The 15420-nt window shown below is 66.1% G+C and carries 12 protein-coding genes; 9 read left to right on the top strand and 3 right to left on the bottom strand.

Annotation, left to right across the window (positions count from 1 at the left end; all coding sequences use genetic code 11):
* The first annotated feature begins 300 nt into the window (after positions 1-300).
* Together ileS and HMPREF0298_RS04665 are read left to right on the top strand one after the other, a co-directional pair.
* On the top strand, positions 301-3489 hold the full coding sequence (ileS, locus tag HMPREF0298_RS04660; protein ID WP_006839962.1) for an isoleucine--tRNA ligase: 3189 nt from the start codon (positions 301-303) through the stop codon (positions 3487-3489).
* A 123-nt stretch (positions 3490-3612) separates the two neighbouring features.
* Positions 3613-4980 (top strand): DNA polymerase IV, encoded by a 1368-nt coding sequence (locus HMPREF0298_RS04665; protein WP_006839963.1) that lies wholly within the window; start codon positions 3613-3615, stop codon positions 4978-4980.
* On the opposite strand, the gene HMPREF0298_RS04670 is transcribed toward HMPREF0298_RS04665, so the two are convergent.
* Complete coding sequence (locus HMPREF0298_RS04670) at positions 4966-5901, bottom strand: asparaginase (protein ID WP_006839964.1); 936 nt, start codon at positions 5899-5901, stop codon at positions 4966-4968. The two genes, HMPREF0298_RS04665 and HMPREF0298_RS04670, sit on opposite strands and share 15 nt — an antisense overlap.
* Before the next feature lie 86 nt (positions 5902-5987).
* On the opposite strand from HMPREF0298_RS04670, the gene HMPREF0298_RS04675 reads away from it, so the two are divergent.
* Positions 5988-6590 (top strand): WKL family lipoprotein, encoded by a 603-nt coding sequence (locus tag HMPREF0298_RS04675; RefSeq protein ID WP_006839965.1) that lies wholly within the window; start codon positions 5988-5990, stop codon positions 6588-6590.
* A 327-nt stretch (positions 6591-6917) separates the two neighbouring features.
* Here HMPREF0298_RS04675 and HMPREF0298_RS04680 read toward each other — a convergent pair whose 3' ends face one another.
* Positions 6918-8603 carry an ABC-F family ATP-binding cassette domain-containing protein gene (locus HMPREF0298_RS04680; protein WP_006839966.1) on the bottom strand — a complete coding sequence of 562 codons (1686 nt, stop codon included), beginning with the start codon at positions 8601-8603 and terminating at the stop codon, positions 6918-6920.
* 1 nt (position 8604) lies between these two features.
* The gene (locus tag HMPREF0298_RS04685) at positions 8605-9570 is read right to left on the bottom strand and encodes a DUF6263 family protein (protein ID WP_157464379.1); all 966 of its coding nucleotides are present in this window, start codon (positions 9568-9570) and stop codon (positions 8605-8607) included.
* A 43-nt stretch (positions 9571-9613) separates the two neighbouring features.
* Here HMPREF0298_RS04685 and lspA point away from each other — a divergent pair, with 43 nt between their 5' ends.
* The 6 genes from lspA to HMPREF0298_RS04715 all read left to right on the top strand — a co-directional run bounded on the left by lspA (position 9614) and on the right by HMPREF0298_RS04715 (position 15352).
* Positions 9614-10126 carry a signal peptidase II gene (lspA, locus tag HMPREF0298_RS04690; protein WP_006839968.1) on the top strand — a complete coding sequence of 171 codons (513 nt, stop codon included), beginning with the start codon at positions 9614-9616 and terminating at the stop codon, positions 10124-10126.
* Entirely contained in the window at positions 10116-11042 is a 927-nt protein-coding gene (locus tag HMPREF0298_RS04695; protein ID WP_006839969.1) for an RluA family pseudouridine synthase, read from the top strand. Before lspA ends, HMPREF0298_RS04695 begins: the two co-directional genes overlap by 11 nt.
* The gene (locus HMPREF0298_RS04700; protein ID WP_006839970.1) at positions 11039-11575 is read left to right on the top strand and encodes a hypothetical protein; all 537 of its coding nucleotides are present in this window, start codon (positions 11039-11041) and stop codon (positions 11573-11575) included. Before HMPREF0298_RS04695 ends, HMPREF0298_RS04700 begins: the two co-directional genes overlap by 4 nt.
* Before the next feature lie 108 nt (positions 11576-11683).
* A complete protein-coding gene (locus tag HMPREF0298_RS04705; RefSeq protein ID WP_006839971.1) occupies positions 11684-13339 on the top strand; it encodes an efflux RND transporter periplasmic adaptor subunit in 1656 nt (551 codons plus the stop codon).
* A 22-nt stretch (positions 13340-13361) separates the two neighbouring features.
* The gene (locus HMPREF0298_RS04710) at positions 13362-14078 is read left to right on the top strand and encodes an ABC transporter ATP-binding protein (protein WP_006839972.1); all 717 of its coding nucleotides are present in this window, start codon (positions 13362-13364) and stop codon (positions 14076-14078) included.
* Positions 14075-15352 (top strand): ABC transporter permease, encoded by a 1278-nt coding sequence (locus tag HMPREF0298_RS04715; RefSeq protein ID WP_040422687.1) that lies wholly within the window; start codon positions 14075-14077, stop codon positions 15350-15352. Before HMPREF0298_RS04710 ends, HMPREF0298_RS04715 begins: the two co-directional genes overlap by 4 nt.
* Positions 15353-15420: the final 68 nt, after the last annotated feature.

The following is a 15420-nucleotide window of genomic DNA, read 5'->3' on the forward strand; positions in this document are numbered from 1 at the left end:
ACTTACCGGGGCCAGGGGGTGTTTTTCTGTGCGCTAGAATAAACCGCGTCGCCGATGTGTTAAAGCTATAGCGCATTGAACGCACGCGTTGATCCGGCCATCACCGGGGAGCGTTTCCGGAAGAACAGCCGCGTCCTCGCGTTGCGGCCCAGTAGAACCGGACGTTGTCGGGGAGACGTTACTTCCTTCACCACAAACGAAGTGGGGGCCGGCTCGCCGGCCCCAAGCAGGGTGGTACCGCGCGGTCATCCGCGTCCCTGCAGCGTCAGGCCAGAAATCGTGAGTGAAGGAGTAGGGCGTATGACTGAGGTCGGCGGGGTGTACCCCAAGGTCGATATGACGGGTGGCAGCAGCAGCTTCCCTGACATGGAGCGCGAAGTTGGTGCGTACTGGGACGAGGACGGCACGTTTCAGGCGTCGTTAAGCAATCGCGAGGGATGCGAGGAGTACGTCTTCAATGACGGGCCGCCGTTCGCCAACGGCTTGCCGCACTACGGGCACCTGCTGACGGGCTACGTCAAAGACATCGTCCCGCGGTACCGCACCATGACAGGCCACCACGTGCCGCGCGTGTTCGGCTGGGACTGCCACGGCCTGCCCGCCGAGCTTGAGGCGGAGAAGCAGCTCGGCATCACGGACAAGGCTCAGATCGAGGACATGGGTTTAGAGAAGTTCAACGACTACTGCGCCAAGTCCGTCATGAGCTACGCGGAAGAGTGGGAAGACTACGTCAACCGCCAGGCGCGTTGGGTGGACTTCGACAACGGCTACAAGACGATGGACATGGACTTCATGGAGTCCGTCATGTGGGCGTTCAAGGAGCTTTACGACAAGGGCCTGATCTACCAGGGCTTCCGCGTCCTGCCGTATTCCTGGGCCGAGCACACGCCGCTGTCGAACCAGGAGACACGCCTTGACGACGCCTACCGTGAGCGTCAAGACCCCACCGTGACCGTCACCATGCCGTTTACCGGCGCCCGCGCGGGTTACCCGGCGGAACAGACGTGGGCCGAGCACCCCGAGCTTCACGACGCCGCCGCGATCGCGTGGACGACCACGCCGTGGACCTTGCCGTCAAACCTGGCGCTCGCCGTCGGCCCCGAGGTTGAGTACTCCCTCGTGCGCGTCGGTGAGACCGGCGCGGAGGGTTTCGTCGGCGCCACGTTGCTGCTGGCCAGCAACCTGATCGGCGCGTACTCGAAGGAACTCGGCGAAGACGCCGAGGTGGTGGCCACGTTTAGCGGCGCGCAGCTCGAAGGCCTCGAGTACACCCCCGTCTTCGACCACTTCGCCGATACCGAGAATGCCTTCATGGTGCTCGTCGCGGACTACGTCACTACCGAGGATGGCACGGGCGTGGTCCACCAGGCGCCAGCCTTCGGTGAAGACGACATGGCGACGACCGAGAAATACTCGATCCCGCTGGTGATTCCGGTCGACGCGGATGGAAAGTTCACCTCCCTCGTACCCGAGTACGAAGGCAAACTGGTCTTCGACGCCAACCGCGACATCATCCGCGACCTCAAGGCCGCCGGCCGCGTCGTGCGCGACCAGACCATCGTGCACTCCTACCCGCACTCCTGGCGTTCTGGCGAGCCGCTGATCTACATGGCGCTGCCCGCGTGGTTTGTCAAGGTCTCCGCCTTCCGCGACCGCATGGTGGAGCTGAACCAGGAGATCGAGTGGATCCCGGCGCACATCCGCGACGGCCAGTTCGGCAAGTGGCTCGAGGGCGCGCGCGATTGGAACATCTCGCGCACCCGCTACTGGGGCTCGCCTGTGCCGGCGTGGGTCTCCGACAACCCCGAGTACCCGCGTGTCGACGTCTACGGCTCCCTCGACGAGCTCGAGCGCGACTTCGGTGTGCGCCCCGAAAGCCTGCACCGCCCCTACATCGACGAGCTGACCCGCCCCAACCCGGATGACCCGACGGGTAAGTCCACGATGCGCCGCGTGCCGGATGTGCTGGACTGCTGGTTCGAATCCGGCTCCATGCCGTTCGCCCAGTACCACTACCCGTTCGACAACGTCGCCGAGCACGACGCGCGCCAGCCCGCCGACTTCATCGTCGAGTACTCGGGCCAGACGCGCGGCTGGTTCTACGTCCAGCACGTGCTTTCCACCGCGCTGTTCGACCGCCCGGCGTTCAAGAAGGTTGTCGCGCACGGCATCGTGCTCGGCTCCGACGGCCAGAAGATGTCGAAGTCGAAGGGCAACTACCCCAACGTCAACGAGGTGTTCGACCGCGACGGCTCGGATGCGATGCGCTGGTTCCTCATGTCCAGCCCGATCCTGCGCGGCGGCAACCTCGTTGTCACCGAGCAGGGCATCCGCGACGGTGTCCGCCAGGCGCTGTTGCCGATCTGGAACGCGTACAGCTTCCTGCAGCTCTACTCCTCGCATGAGGCGCGCTGGTCCGTCGACTCCGGTAACGTGCTCGACCGCTACATCCTGGCCAAGACCCACGACCTGGTGGCGGGCGTCGGCCAGGCGCTGAGCGATACCCGCATCGCCGACGCCTGCGACGAGGTCCGCCAGTTCGCCGACACGCTGACCAACTGGTACGTGCGGCGCTCCCGCGACCGCTTCTGGGAGGGCCAGGAGGCCCACCCGGAGGCCTTCGACACCCTCTACACGGTGCTTGAGGTACTCACACGGGTTACCGCCCCGCTTCTGCCGTACATCACCGAGGTGATCTGGCGCGGCCTGACCGGCGGGCGCTCCGTCCACCTCGCGGACTACCCGCGGGCAGAGGAGATCCCAGCCGACGCTGAGCTCGTCGCGGCGATGGATGCCACTCGCGCGGTGTGCTCCGCGGCGTCGTCGGTGCGCAAGGCCAACAAGTTGCGCAACCGCCTGCCGCTGCCGAAGCTCACTGTCGCCCTGCCGGAGTCGGCGCGGCTCGCCGACTTCGCGTCTGCGATCCGCGACGAGGTCAACGTCAAGGAGGTCGAGCTGACCGACGACGTCGCCTCCGCCGGCTCGTTCGAGGTTGTGGTCAACGCGAAGGTGGCGGGTCCGAAGCTGGGCAAGGATGTACAGCGCGCGATCAAGGGCGTCAAGGCGGGCAACTACGAACACCAGGGCGACAACGTCGTAGTGGACGGAGACATCGTGCTCACCCCTGAGCTCTACACCGAGCGGCTCGTGGCCGTTAACCCCGAGTCCACGGCGCGTATCGACGCCCTCACCGGCGTCGACGGCCTCGTGGTGCTCGACACCACCGTCACCGAGGAACTCGAGGCGGAGGGCTGGGCCGCGGACGTGATCCGTGGCCTGCAGGACGCGCGCAAGGCCTCCGGCTTCGAAGTCTCCGACCGCATCTCCGTTGTGCTCAGCGTGCCAGGGGACAAGCAGGAGTGGGCGCGTCGTCACGCAGAGCACATCGCCGCCGAGACGCTGGCGACCTCCTTCGAGGTGGTCGAGGGTGAGGCGCTTGAGCACGAGGTCGTCGCCGGGGTCAGCGCGACGGTGGCGAAGAACGGGTAGGGCGTTTACCCGAAACCCGGATGGGCAAACGCGCGGGTGTTCCACCTCAACCCGGGGCAAGTTGCACCGTCCGAGTTGAGGGTGAAAGCCCGGCGCGGCTGCCCGGGGTTTTAAGCTTGCAGCATGGCGCGCTGGGTGTTGCACATCGACATGGATGCGTTCTACGCGTCCTGCGAACAGCTCACCCGCCCGACGCTCAAGGGCCGCCCGGTGCTAGTCGCTGGCGTGAGCGGTCGGGGAGTGGTCGCGGGCGCGAGCTACGAAGCGCGCAAGTACGGGGCGCGCTCGGCGATGCCCACGCACCGCGCGGCACGGCTCGTCGGGCCGAAAGTCGTGCTTGTCGCCCCGCGCCGGGCGGTGTACTCCACGGCGTCGCGCCGCGTGTTCGAGGTGATCGCGCGCCACGTGGCCGTCGTCGAGCAACTGTCCATCGACGAGGCCTTCATGGAGCCCGCCGAACTGGCCGGGGCGAGTCCGGAGGAGGTCCGGGCTTGGGCGGATACCCTGCGCGCGACGATCAAGGAGGAGACGGGGCTGCCGTCGTCGATAGGCGCGGGCTCCGGCAAGCAGTACGCCAAGATCGGCTCCGGGTTGGCGAAGCCGGATGGGGTGTTTGTCATCCCGCGTGCCGAGCAGCTCGAGATCCTCCACCCGCTGCCCGTGAGCCAACTGTGGGGCGTGGGGCCCGTGACCGAAGCCAAGCTCGCGTCGGTGGGCATCGAGACGATCGGTGACTTCGCCGCGCTGAGCGAACGCGAGGTTGAGATCGCCCTCGGCGGCGCCGTGGCGAAGCACCTGTGGGCCCTGGCGCGCGGCATCGACAACCGCGAGGTGGCACCGCGTGCGGAGGCGAAGCAGATTTCCTCGGAGCACACCTACCCGCAGGACTTGACCACTGCGCCCCAGGTCAACGAGGCGCTCACACGCGCCGCGGCCGAGTCGCACCGACGCCTGCTTCACGACGGCCGCGGCGCGCGCACCGTCAGCGTGAAGTTGCGCATGGCGGACTTTCGCGTCGAGACGCGTTCGGCAACGCTGCCCTACGCCACCGATGACGCCGAAACGCTCGCGGCCACCGCCTTCAAACTGGTGCGATACCCCGATGAGGTCGGACCGATCCGTCTTGTCGGGGTGTCGTATTCCGGTTTGGAGGACGCGCTTCAAGACGTGTTGTTCCCAGAGCTGGACCAAGTGAATTCCGCGGGCAGCGTCTCTTCCGATATCGAGGTCGGGGTCAGCGACCACGCGGAGCCGGTGCACGTCGAGATAACGGACGCACCCTCCGGGTGGCGGGCCACCCAGGACGTCTACCACCCCGAATACGGCCACGGGTGGATCCAGGGAACCGGGCACGGGTGGGTGACCGTGCGTTTCGAGACCAGGGCGACGGGCCCGGGCCGCACGCGCACGCTGCGTGTCGACGACGCTGACCTCAGTGCCGCGGATCCGGTTGACTCCCTGGCGTGGGAGGACTGGCTACCCCCCGAGTAATTGGCGTGGATCAGTACCGGTGGCAATCGCGGTGAGCAGGGCGATGCGGGCCTGGCCGGCGCGCAACCAGCCTGCGGAGAGGACCCCGCGTTGCGCCAGCGTCGCGCCGCCACCGCCGCCGCCATAGGAGAGGCTGACTTCGCCGGAAGGCACCGAGGTGCTCATCACCACCGGAATGTCGGCCTCCACTGCGCGCCCGAGGGCGAACCCCATTTCCGCGGAGACATTGCCAGAGCCGAGGGCCTCCACAACGATTCCGTCAGCACCGCTGTCGATGACGAAGTCGACGAGCTCAGTGCCGGCGCCGGGCCACGCGCGCAGGATGGGCACGTTGTACCCGGCTAAGGGGGCGGCGGCGACAGCGGCGGGGCGAGGCAGCGTCAAAGGCGCGGTGAGAGCAAATGCGTTGAGCGCCTCGGTGTCGCGCTTGTACAGCCCGCGCGCGGCGAGGGTGTCACCACCGAAATGCACAGTCACGCCGCGGCCCCGGGCCAACGGATCAGCTGCCAGCTCGATGGCGCGGCGCAGGTTGGCGGGACCGTCGGCAGTGGGGTGGTCGGCGGGGCGCTGGGCGCCGGTGAGGATCACGGGCCGCGGATCGCGCTGGACGAGGTCGAGCGCGAGTGCCGTTTCCGCCATGGAATCGGTACCGTGTGTGATGACGATGCCGGTGATGAGGGCGTCGGCAAGCGCGCGGCTCACGAGCTCAACGAGCGTATCGACGTCCCCGAGCCCCATTGAAGAGGAATCGAGCAGCACCGAATCGTAGACGCGCGTGGGCACCGAAGCAGCGCAGTCGGTGACGAGCTCCTCGGCCGAGAGCGTGGGCACGCGGGTGCCCGAGGAGTCGGTGGTGGAGGCGATGGTGCCGCCGGTGGAGATGACGAGGACGAAGGGTTCGCCTGGCTGAGGAAGAGTCATGAGTACCAGAGTGTCGGTTGGGATTTGTCGTTATGAAACGGTAACCTCGGCAAGGTTACACCCGTATTAAGGAGACGTGAGACAAAGTGAACGCAAGGAAACTCACCGCCGCTGTCGCAGCTTTCGGCGCGGCCCTGAGCTTGGCAGCATGCTCAACCGACGGGGAAACCGACCCCACCACCACCCAGGCCACCACGGCATCCGCCCCAGGTTCCGCCGAAGCAGCTCCCGCGGCCCAGCTTCCCACCGCCGCAGAGCTCAACGGAGTGCTCATGCGCGCAACCGACCCAAACATCCCGATGGAAGAGCGCGTGAACACGGTTCAAGGGGGTGAGACCGCGCCCGAGCTGTTCGATGTGATGGCGCAGTCGCAGCAGGAATCCGGCGCCAACTTCCAGGTGGTCGACCCTGTTCTTCCTGGTTACGAGCCGAACACCGTGCTCGCGAGCGTAAGCTTCACCCAGCCAAACCAGGCCACGGAGCTCGCCGACAACGTTGAATTCGTCTTCGAGGATGGCAACTGGAAACTCTCCCAGACCTGGGCCTGCACCCTGGTGACCCACACCCTGCCGCCGGAGCAAATTCCGGCGATGTGCCAGGCGGCACCGGCGCAGGCGCCTGTTGAGGCTCCGGCTGAATTGCCTGCTCCTGCTGAATTGCCTGCTCCTGCGGAGGCACCGGCACTGTAGAGCGCATGTGAGTGACAAATGTTGCACAACCCTTAGATTCGACCTGGGGAAATGACAAATGTTGCAGCGGGGTTGCAACTTTTGTCACTACCTCGCGTCTAGGGCGGGGCCCTGCGCCCACGAGTGACAAATGTTGCACAACCCTTAGATTCGACCTGAGGAAATGACAAATGTTGCAGCGGGGTTGCAACTTTTGTCACTACCTCGCGTCTAGGGCGAGGCCCTGCGCCCACGAGTGACAAATGTTGCACGACCCCTAAATTCGACCAGGGATAATGACAAATGTTGCAGCAGGGGCACAACTTTTGTCACCAACCACCCAAGAAACTAACGCCACACCTCATCCGTCCACATCGTGGACAGCGTCAACACTCGAGCGCGCGAGTCCCCCTTACTAATGCGCTCGCGCCACCGCCTGCGCAGCCACCGATCGTGGCTGGTGATAATCACTGTGCCCTCAAAATCGGCGAGCGCAACCTCGAGCTCCTCAGCGAGAACCAAGGAGAGGTGGTTGGTGGGCTCGTCCAACAGCAGCAAGTCTGGAGGAGAGGCGAGGATGACCCCGAGGGAGACGCGGCGGCGCTGGCCCAACGAAAGGTCCTCGAGCGGTCTCGCCGCCTGCTCCTCGTTCATCAGCCCGAGGCTGACTAAAGATGGCGTGCCGCCGGGCACAAGGGAGTCGAAGGCGTCTTCGGCGCTGCGGGTCAGGTCGGGCCAAGAGTCGTCCTGCTCGAGCCGCGCAATTGTCATTTCTTCGGGCATGATGAGTTCACCGTCGTAACCGGGCAAGGTGCCGTCGAGGATCTTCAGCAGTGTTGATTTGCCGGACCCGTTCGGCCCCTCCACAAGCACTTGGTCGCCGGGTTGCACTTTCATGTCAAGGGGAGAGAGGCGATCGGCGACGCTGAGCTGATTAGCCACCACAGCGGGCAGACCGAGGCTGGTCACCGTGTGCGGCGGCAGGCCACGAAACTCAAGCCGCGCTGGGGGCGCGGGGATCTCGGAACGCTCAAGGGCCTCAAGCCTGTTTTCGGCGGAACGACGCCTGTTGCCGACCGTTTTGGCCGCGCGGTCGGCGTAGAACTTAGCCGCGATCCGCGACTCCGTTTTGTTCTCGTGGGAATGAAAGACATCATCCGCACTCTGCTGGGTCGCGGCCGCCAGCCGCGTCCTTTCCTGCTCCTGGGCGGCGTAGTCGCTGGCCCAGCGCACGCGGCGGGCGTGGCGCGCGGCCAGGTAGTCGGTGAAGGACCCGGAAAAGCGCGCGCCTTGGCGCGTGCTTTCGCCGAAGCCACCCTCTGCCCCGAGCGAGGGGTCGAGGTCGACGAGCCCGTCGCAGGCGGCATCAAGAAAGAAGCGGTCGTGCGAGGCGGCGAGCACGGGGCCGTCAAACGCGCGCAGCTCGTCGATGAGAAAGTCCACGGCCTCGTCGTCGAGGTGGTTGGTTGGCTCGTCAAGCACCATCGCGTCGACGGGGCGCAACAGCAGCGTCGCCAGGGCGAAGCGGCGACGCTGGCCACCAGACATCTCACCCAGCGGGGTCGCCAACGCAACGTTGGCAAGGCCCAAACCAGCCAATACGGTCGCGATGCGCGCGTCGAGTTCCCACACCCCGGAGTTCTCCGCACGGGCGAGGGCGCGGTCGAACGATGCCGCCAGCGAGTCGTTGTCCGGCTCGCTGGCCATGCGTTCGGCGAAGTCCGTGATGTCGCGTTCGATGAGGCGGAGTTCGTGTACGGCGGCGTCGATAAGCGCCGAGGCCGGCTCGGTAAACGGCAGGGAGGTTTCCTGGGCGATGAACCCGGTCAACGGCGGGGTGACAAGCGTGCCCGCGTCAGGGCTGAGCTCGCCGGAGATGATGCCGAGCAGCGTGGACTTGCCCGCGCCGTTTTCCCCGATGAGCCCGGTGACCGAGCCGGAAGGAACGGCAAATGAGATGTCGGTGAGCACGCGCTGGCCCCCGGGGTAGGAAAAGGAAATCCCGTCCAGGCCAATGTGCAAGGGGGCGACCATGTTAACCCCCGTACTCGACGGCGCTCGTGATGTCTTGGACGACGCGCGTTTCGGGTCGGGGGCCGGCGTAGATGACCCGGGTGGTCGCCTTGACGGCGCCAGCGACGGGCAGGGGGTGGCGCAGGTCCACGGTGATTTCGCCTTCGGAGGTGGTCGACGTCGCGTCGACGCGCAAGCTCGCGCCGTTGAGCTCGCCGGCGACCTCGTTGTCGATGGTGACCTCCTGCTGCGTGGGGCGTTCGTCGACGGATATGTCGAGGGTGACGGTATCGCCGTCGATGCCGGTGACGGTGTATGTGGTGGTGCGCCGCATGCTTGCCTCGCCCGTGATGCGGCTGGTCACAGTCCACGACCCGCCGACACCGACCGGCTCGGTGGGGAAGACGACGTTGGTCGAGGTCGCGGCGAGCAGGGAGGATTCGACGATCTGGCGGCCTGTGGATGAGGATTCCGGCGGGGCGAAGAGCTTGAGCGTGTCGACGCGGCCGGAGGCGTCGGCACGCCAGCTCATGAGGAACCCTTCCGCCGTGGCGACGTCCTGGCCGATGCCCAGGTCGGAGTCGGAGCCGGACCCTACCGTGAAGTCGATGCGACGCGCGACGTCGTTTTCACCCTCGCCCGGCGCCGGGGCGGGCTGCGCGGTCACGCTCAGCGGAAGCGACGTTCGATTGACGTCGCCACCGGCCGGCGCCTGCTCATCCACGGTGTCCGTTGCCTGGACTGACTGGTCGATGCCTCCTAAGACGCGGACCTCGGTTTGCCATGGCTGGGAGTCGTCCGAGTCATCGAACTGCAGAAGGCGCGGGTCGGTGCCCGACTCGACGAGGGTGACGCTGGGGGCATCCACGACGAACGCGGGGACCTCGGCGACGGGATCGGGTGCGCTTCGGCTGCAGCCCGTCAGCGCCACGGTGCTGGCGAGCATCCCGGTGAGGGCCCCTGCGAGGAGTCGACGCTTTTCTATCACCCTTTGAACTTACCGCACGGCGCACGGCTAAAGTTGTCAGGCGATGGAGGACAACGTGACAGTGCAAAGTGGCCCCCGCGTTCGGTGGACCTGGTACATCGTGGGCATCATGCTGGCGGTTGCCTCGGTCGACCAGGTGGTCAAGCAACTCATGCTGAGCATGCTGACTGAAGGCGTACCCGTGCCGGTGATCGGCGACTGGTTCCGTTTGTACCTGCTGTTCAACCCGGGCGCGGCGTTTTCCATGGGGCAGAATTCGACGTGGTTGTTCACCACCATCCAGCTGGTGTTTGTGGTGGGCGCGTTGATCGTCGCACCGCGCATCACAAACCGCTGGGAGGCGGTCGGGATCGCGCTGATCGCGGGCGGCGCCCTGGGCAACCTCATCGACCGCCTGCTCCGCGAGCCCGGGTTCTGGTTCGGGCATGTGGTGGACTACATTTCCGTGGGCCGTTTCGCGGTGTTCAACATTGCCGACGCCTCGATCACAGTCGGTGTGGTCGTGTTTGTCCTGGCGGTCTTCGCCGCCGAGAGGAAGAACTCGCATGGGCGGTGAGTTCCGCGCCCTGCCCGTGCCGGAGGGCCTTGAGGGGATGAGGGTGGACCAGGCGGTGTCGAAGCTGTTCGGGTTGTCCCGCAGCGTCGCCGCCGAGCTCGTCGCCGAGGGCAGTGTGCTTATCGACGCCTCCCGGGTCGCCAAGTCAGACCGCGTGCGTTCCGGCGCGCTGCTCGAAGTCACCCTGCCGGAGCCGCGGCAAGCACCGGCGCCAAAAGCCGAGCTCGTCGACGGACTCAGCATCATCTACAGCGACGACGATGTTATCGCAGTGGATAAACCGGTCGGCGTCGCCGCGCACCCCACGCTGGGGTGGGAGGGGCCCACCGTCGTCGGCGGCCTCACGGCGATGGGCTTTACGCTTCCCGACGCCGGCCCGCCCGAGCGCAAGGGAATCGTCCAGCGCCTCGATGTGGGCACCTCCGGGGTGATGGTGGTGGCCAACAGCGTGCAGGGGTACTCCGTGCTCAAGCGTGCGTTCAAGGAGCGCACGGTGTCGAAGCTGTACCACGCCGTGGTTCAGGGGCTGCCAGATCCGATCGCGGGCACGATCGACGCGCCGATCGGTCGCCACCCATCCTCCGGGTGGAAGTTCGCCGTGACCTCGGACGGGCGCCACGCGGTCACGCACTACGAACTCGTCGAGGCGTTTCGCGAGGCGAGTCTGCTTGAAATCAGATTGGAAACGGGCCGTACCCACCAGATCCGCGTGCACATGTCGGCGGTGGGCCACCCGTGCGTCGGCGACCCGATGTACGGCTCTAATCCGAACCTGACCATGCGCGTCGGGTTAGTCCGCCAGTGGCTGCACGCCACCAAGCTCGGTTTCACGCACCCCCGCACCGGCGATTACATGGAGGTCGAATCCCCCTACCCGGCGGATCTGGCGCACGCGTTAGAGGTGCTGCGCGCGTGAGGCGTGCAGCCATCGCCGCGCTCGTTGTCGTTGCGCTGGTGGCAGGATTGTGGACGCTGGGGATAGTGGCACCACCCGCCCCGACCTACCAGGGGGATCAGTTGGGCATGGAGCAGGGGGAGACGCCCGAGGAGTACGCGGCGCGGGCTCGGGCGTCGATAAGCGACGGCGGCGATGCAGCATGGGCGCTGGTGACCTTTACCGGGGAGCTCAGCCCCGCCGAAGCCGCAGACGCGGTCAAGCCGGCGCGACGCGTCAGCGCCGTGGTGTTTCAAGGGGCCCCGCCGCGTGCGATACCCGAGCCCGTGGCGGGGCAGAGCCGCGCCGACGTGTTTGTCGCAGAGGCCGACCGCGCCCGTGCCGGGGGAGTCGCCGCCGGCTCCGCGCCGCAGTCGGTGTTGGTCAAAGATGAACCCGCAGTACTGCGTGGCATTGCCGCAGACAGGCGGGTATTTGCTGTGGAGGCGTTGGCGCCGGACGCGCGCGTCGGCACGTTCGGGATTTCACCCGTGTCACCTCCCAGCTTCGACTAAGCCGCTTCATCCGACGTTCCACCAATGTCCACTTAGCGCTCAGGAAGCCTGTCGTGGCGGAGTGTATAGTTTTCCGAGTTAGAGTTGACACGCCCGTGAGGAGCAACATTGGTTTTCGTCCCCGAAATCGACACGTCCCGTGACCGTACGACTGCACGGCTCGGCCGGAAGCGAGGGCTCGGCAGGGCAAAGGCGGCAACCGCGCTGGCGGTCGCGTCGCTGCTTTTCGCCACGGCGTGCGGTGCCGGCGGGGACGAGAAGAAGGACGGCCTGGCCGCCGGTGACTACACCGTCGCCCGCGAAGACGACGTGACCAACAGCATTGTCGTCAACGGCAACATATCTCCCGTCCGCACAATGAACATGACCACCCCGCTTCAGACGAAGGTGGAAAACGTCGCTGTCGCCGTCGGCGACCGCGTGTCCGTCGACCAGTTCCTGCTGGAGATGGACTCCACCGCAGCAGAAGCCCAACTAGCCCAGCAGCAGCAACAACAGGCCAACGCGCAGGCGGACGCCGTGCAGGCGGCGGAAGCTGCCCAGTCGCAGCTCAACGCCGTGCGGGACCAGATCAACCGCGGCACCCACCCGGCCATCGCCCAGGCGCAGGCAGCCGTGAACCAGGCCCAGGCAGCCTACGACGCCGCCGTCGCTGGTCAGGGGGCGGTCGCGATGGACGCCTCTGTCAACCAGATCAAGCGCTTCATCGGTGATATCAGCTCCGGTGGGGCGCAGCCTGTGCCGCAACCGGCACCCGCGCCGCAACCGGGGCCTGTGCCGGTGCCAGTGCCGCAGCCGGCGCCTGAAGAGCGTCAATTGATCCAGCAGCGCATCGCCGAGCAGGAACAGGCCGTCCAGGCCCAGCAGCAGGCGGCATCGCAGCTCAGCGTTGCTCAGGCCGAAGCCGCGTTGCGCGAGGCGTACGCACAGCTGGAGGTTGCGCGGACACAGGCAGCACAGGAGCGCGACCAGCTCAAGCTCCAGGCCGACTCTGCGTGGCGCAAGGCCGAAACGGCGAGCAACGCCACCGGTGACGGTTCGCTGGAATACCAGGTGCAGTCTGCGACCGTTTACGCCCCGATGGGCGGGTTGGTCACCAGCGTTGACGTCACAGAGGGCGACGTGCCCCAGGGCAAGCTGCTCACCATCGCCGACGATTCACGGCTGCTGATTCGTACCCGCGTGCGCGAGGGCGACATGCCCAGCATCAAGACCGGCAACCGCGTCACGTTCACCAGCACCGCAACGGGCTCCAAGGAGTACACGGGCCGGGTGTCGTGGATCTCTCCCGTCGGCTCCGCTGGGGAGGCAAACCCGCAGGGTGGTCAGCAGGCTAACGCCGCTGTGATGTTCCCCGTCGACATCGAGGTCACGGGGGATACGGAGGGGCTGCTGCTCGGCGGCAGCACGCGGGCGGAAATCATCACCCAGGAGACCCCGGACTCACTGTCCGTACCTCTCGATGCAGTCTACGATGACGCAGGCACCAAGAAGGTTCTCGTGCTCAACACCGACGAGGGTGACAAACGCGGCACCGTCGAGGAGCGCACTGTGGAAACGGGCACGGCCAACGAGGTCGACGTCGCCGTGACCGGCGGAGACCTCAATCAGGGCGACATCGTGATCAACTGGCCCGACCAGTACCGCGAACGGATCGGAGACAGCGTCGCAGTGGTCGACCCGAGCTTCAACCCCGACGAGGTGACCCAGGCCCGCGCCAGCGCGACGCCCGCGCCCGCCACGAGCGCACAGAACGAGGGGTAAGGCCGTGAGCGCACCTACCTCCATGGCCGACACCGGCCTGTTGATTGACATGCGCCGCATTGTCAAGACCTACAACCCCGGCGAGCCCAGCGAGGTCAAGGTCCTCCACGGCATCGACTTCCACACGGAGCAAAGCGAGTTCGTCTCCATCGTCGGCCCCTCGGGTTGCGGCAAATCGACCCTGATGAATCTGATCGGCATGCTCGACCGGCCGACGGAGGGTGCGTACGCGTTCAACGGTGAGCCCGTCTACGCCAAGCAGGACCAGGAGTTGGCCTCCTACCGCAGCCAGAACATCGGCTTCATCTTCCAGAACTTCAACTTGGTGGGGCGCATCGACGCGCTGCAGAACGTGGCCATGCCGATGATGTACGCGGGCGTCGAAAAGCGAGAGCGCGAAGAGATCGCCGCCGAGTTACTGAAGAAGATGGGCATGGGGGATCGGCTCAAGCACCTGCCCAATGAGCTTTCCGGCGGCCAGAAGCAGCGCGTCGCCATCGCACGCAGTCTCGCCAACGACCCAGACCTGCTGCTTGCCGACGAACCCACCGGCGCCCTCGATTCCTCCACCGGGCGTATGGTCATGGACCTGTTCCACGAGCTGCACCAAGAGCTGGGCAAGGCAATCGTGTTCATCACCCACAACCCCGACCTGGCGGAGGAGACGGAGCGGATCGTCGAGATGCGCGACGGCAACATCGCCAAGATCCGCCGCCCCCAGGCAGGGGGTCAGTGGTGAACCTACGCGAATCCCTCCGCCTGGCCGCGTCCAGCTTGAACAACAACAAGTTGCGCTCGCTGCTGACGCTGCTCGGCATCATCATCGGCATCATGGCGGTGATCATCATCATGACGCTCGGCGCCGGCCTGCAGAACCAGGTGATGTCCTCGCTCGAGGGCGTCGGGGCGACCAACCACGTGGTGTTGGTGCACGAGCGCTCCGAGCAGGACGCTGACCCGAACGAAGCGGTCGTGGGTCCCAGCTCGGCGCCGCCGAAGGACGATCAGGACAAGGTCTCGTTCGAGGAACTCGAGCATATGCGCGCCTACTTCGGTCCCCGCATCCAGGGTGTGGATGTGGCCAACTCCGTCTCCGGCACCGGCCAGGTCACCCGCGGGCAAACTGACACCTCAGCAACCATTTACCCCTCGATAGCGGACTCGCTGACAATGCGTAACAAGCAGGTGCAGTTCGGGCGCGCGCTCAGCGCCGACGACATCGCCCAGGGAAGGCCCGTGACCGTGGTGTCGAAGCCGCTTATCGACGCCCTGTTCGGCGGCGACGCGCAGTCCGCCCTCGGCGAACGCATCGACGTGGCCGTCGGGAGCCAGACCGCCGTCTTCACCGTGGTTGGCGTGTTGGAGGACGAGGGCAACGCGGGGATGTTCTCCGGCGGGCCCGCCAACGCCGAGGCCTACATCCCGATGGGTGCCGCCGACCGGATCGGGATGCCCGTCACCGCCCTCACCGGGTTCTCCGTCCAGTCCAGCGCGGGCGAGGACACTGCGTCGTTCCAATCGGAGCTGCAGCGCTACGTCAACCGCTGGTACGAGCGCAACTCCAACTACCAAATCACGGTGGTTGACCTCTCCAAGGGATTGGAGGAGCTGACCGACGTGTTCGGAATCATCTCCAAGGTGCTGTCCTCCATCGGCGGCATTTCCCTGATCGTCGGCGGCATCGGCGTGATGAACATCATGCTCATCACCGTCACGGAGCGTACGAGGGAGATCGGTGTGCGCAAGGCTCTGGGCGCGACGCAACGTGACATCCGCACCCAGTTCATCGTCGAGGCGATCTTGGTCTGCCTCGTCGGCGGGGTCATCGGCATCGTGCTGGGCTCGGCGATCGGCATGATTGCCACCTCCGCGTTCGACGCGTTCGTTTGGCCACCGCTTGGTGCGGTGCTCATGTCCCTGGCGTTTTCGCTGGCCACGGGCGTGTTTTTCGGCGCGTACCCGGCATCGAAGGCGGCCAAGATGCAGCCTATCGACGCCCTGCGCTACGAGTAGTACCCGCGGGTCACACCCTTGTGATTCGGGCGGTTTTGCTGTGTCGGCGCGCGGGCTAGGATAGCCGC

It is taken from the genome of Corynebacterium lipophiloflavum DSM 44291, assembly GCF_000159635.1.
Classification (GTDB): Bacteria; Actinomycetota; Actinomycetes; order Mycobacteriales; family Mycobacteriaceae; genus Corynebacterium; species Corynebacterium lipophiloflavum.

Excerpts from the sequence above, each read along its gene's own strand:
- ileS (WP_006839962.1), top strand. The coding sequence starts at position 301 with ATGACTGAGGTCGGCGGGGTGTACCCCAAGGTCGATATGACGGGTGGC.
- HMPREF0298_RS04665 (WP_006839963.1), top strand. The coding sequence starts at position 3,613 with ATGGCGCGCTGGGTGTTGCACATCGACATGGATGCGTTCTACGCGTCC.
- HMPREF0298_RS04670 (WP_006839964.1), bottom strand. The coding sequence starts at position 5,901 with ATGACTCTTCCTCAGCCAGGCGAACCCTTCGTCCTCGTCATCTCCACC.
- HMPREF0298_RS04680 (WP_006839966.1), bottom strand. The coding sequence starts at position 8,603 with ATGGTCGCCCCCTTGCACATTGGCCTGGACGGGATTTCCTTTTCCTAC.
- lspA (WP_006839968.1), top strand. The coding sequence starts at position 9,614 with ATGGAGGACAACGTGACAGTGCAAAGTGGCCCCCGCGTTCGGTGGACC.
- HMPREF0298_RS04695 (WP_006839969.1), top strand. The coding sequence starts at position 10,116 with ATGGGCGGTGAGTTCCGCGCCCTGCCCGTGCCGGAGGGCCTTGAGGGG.
- HMPREF0298_RS04710 (WP_006839972.1), top strand. The coding sequence starts at position 13,362 with ATGGCCGACACCGGCCTGTTGATTGACATGCGCCGCATTGTCAAGACC.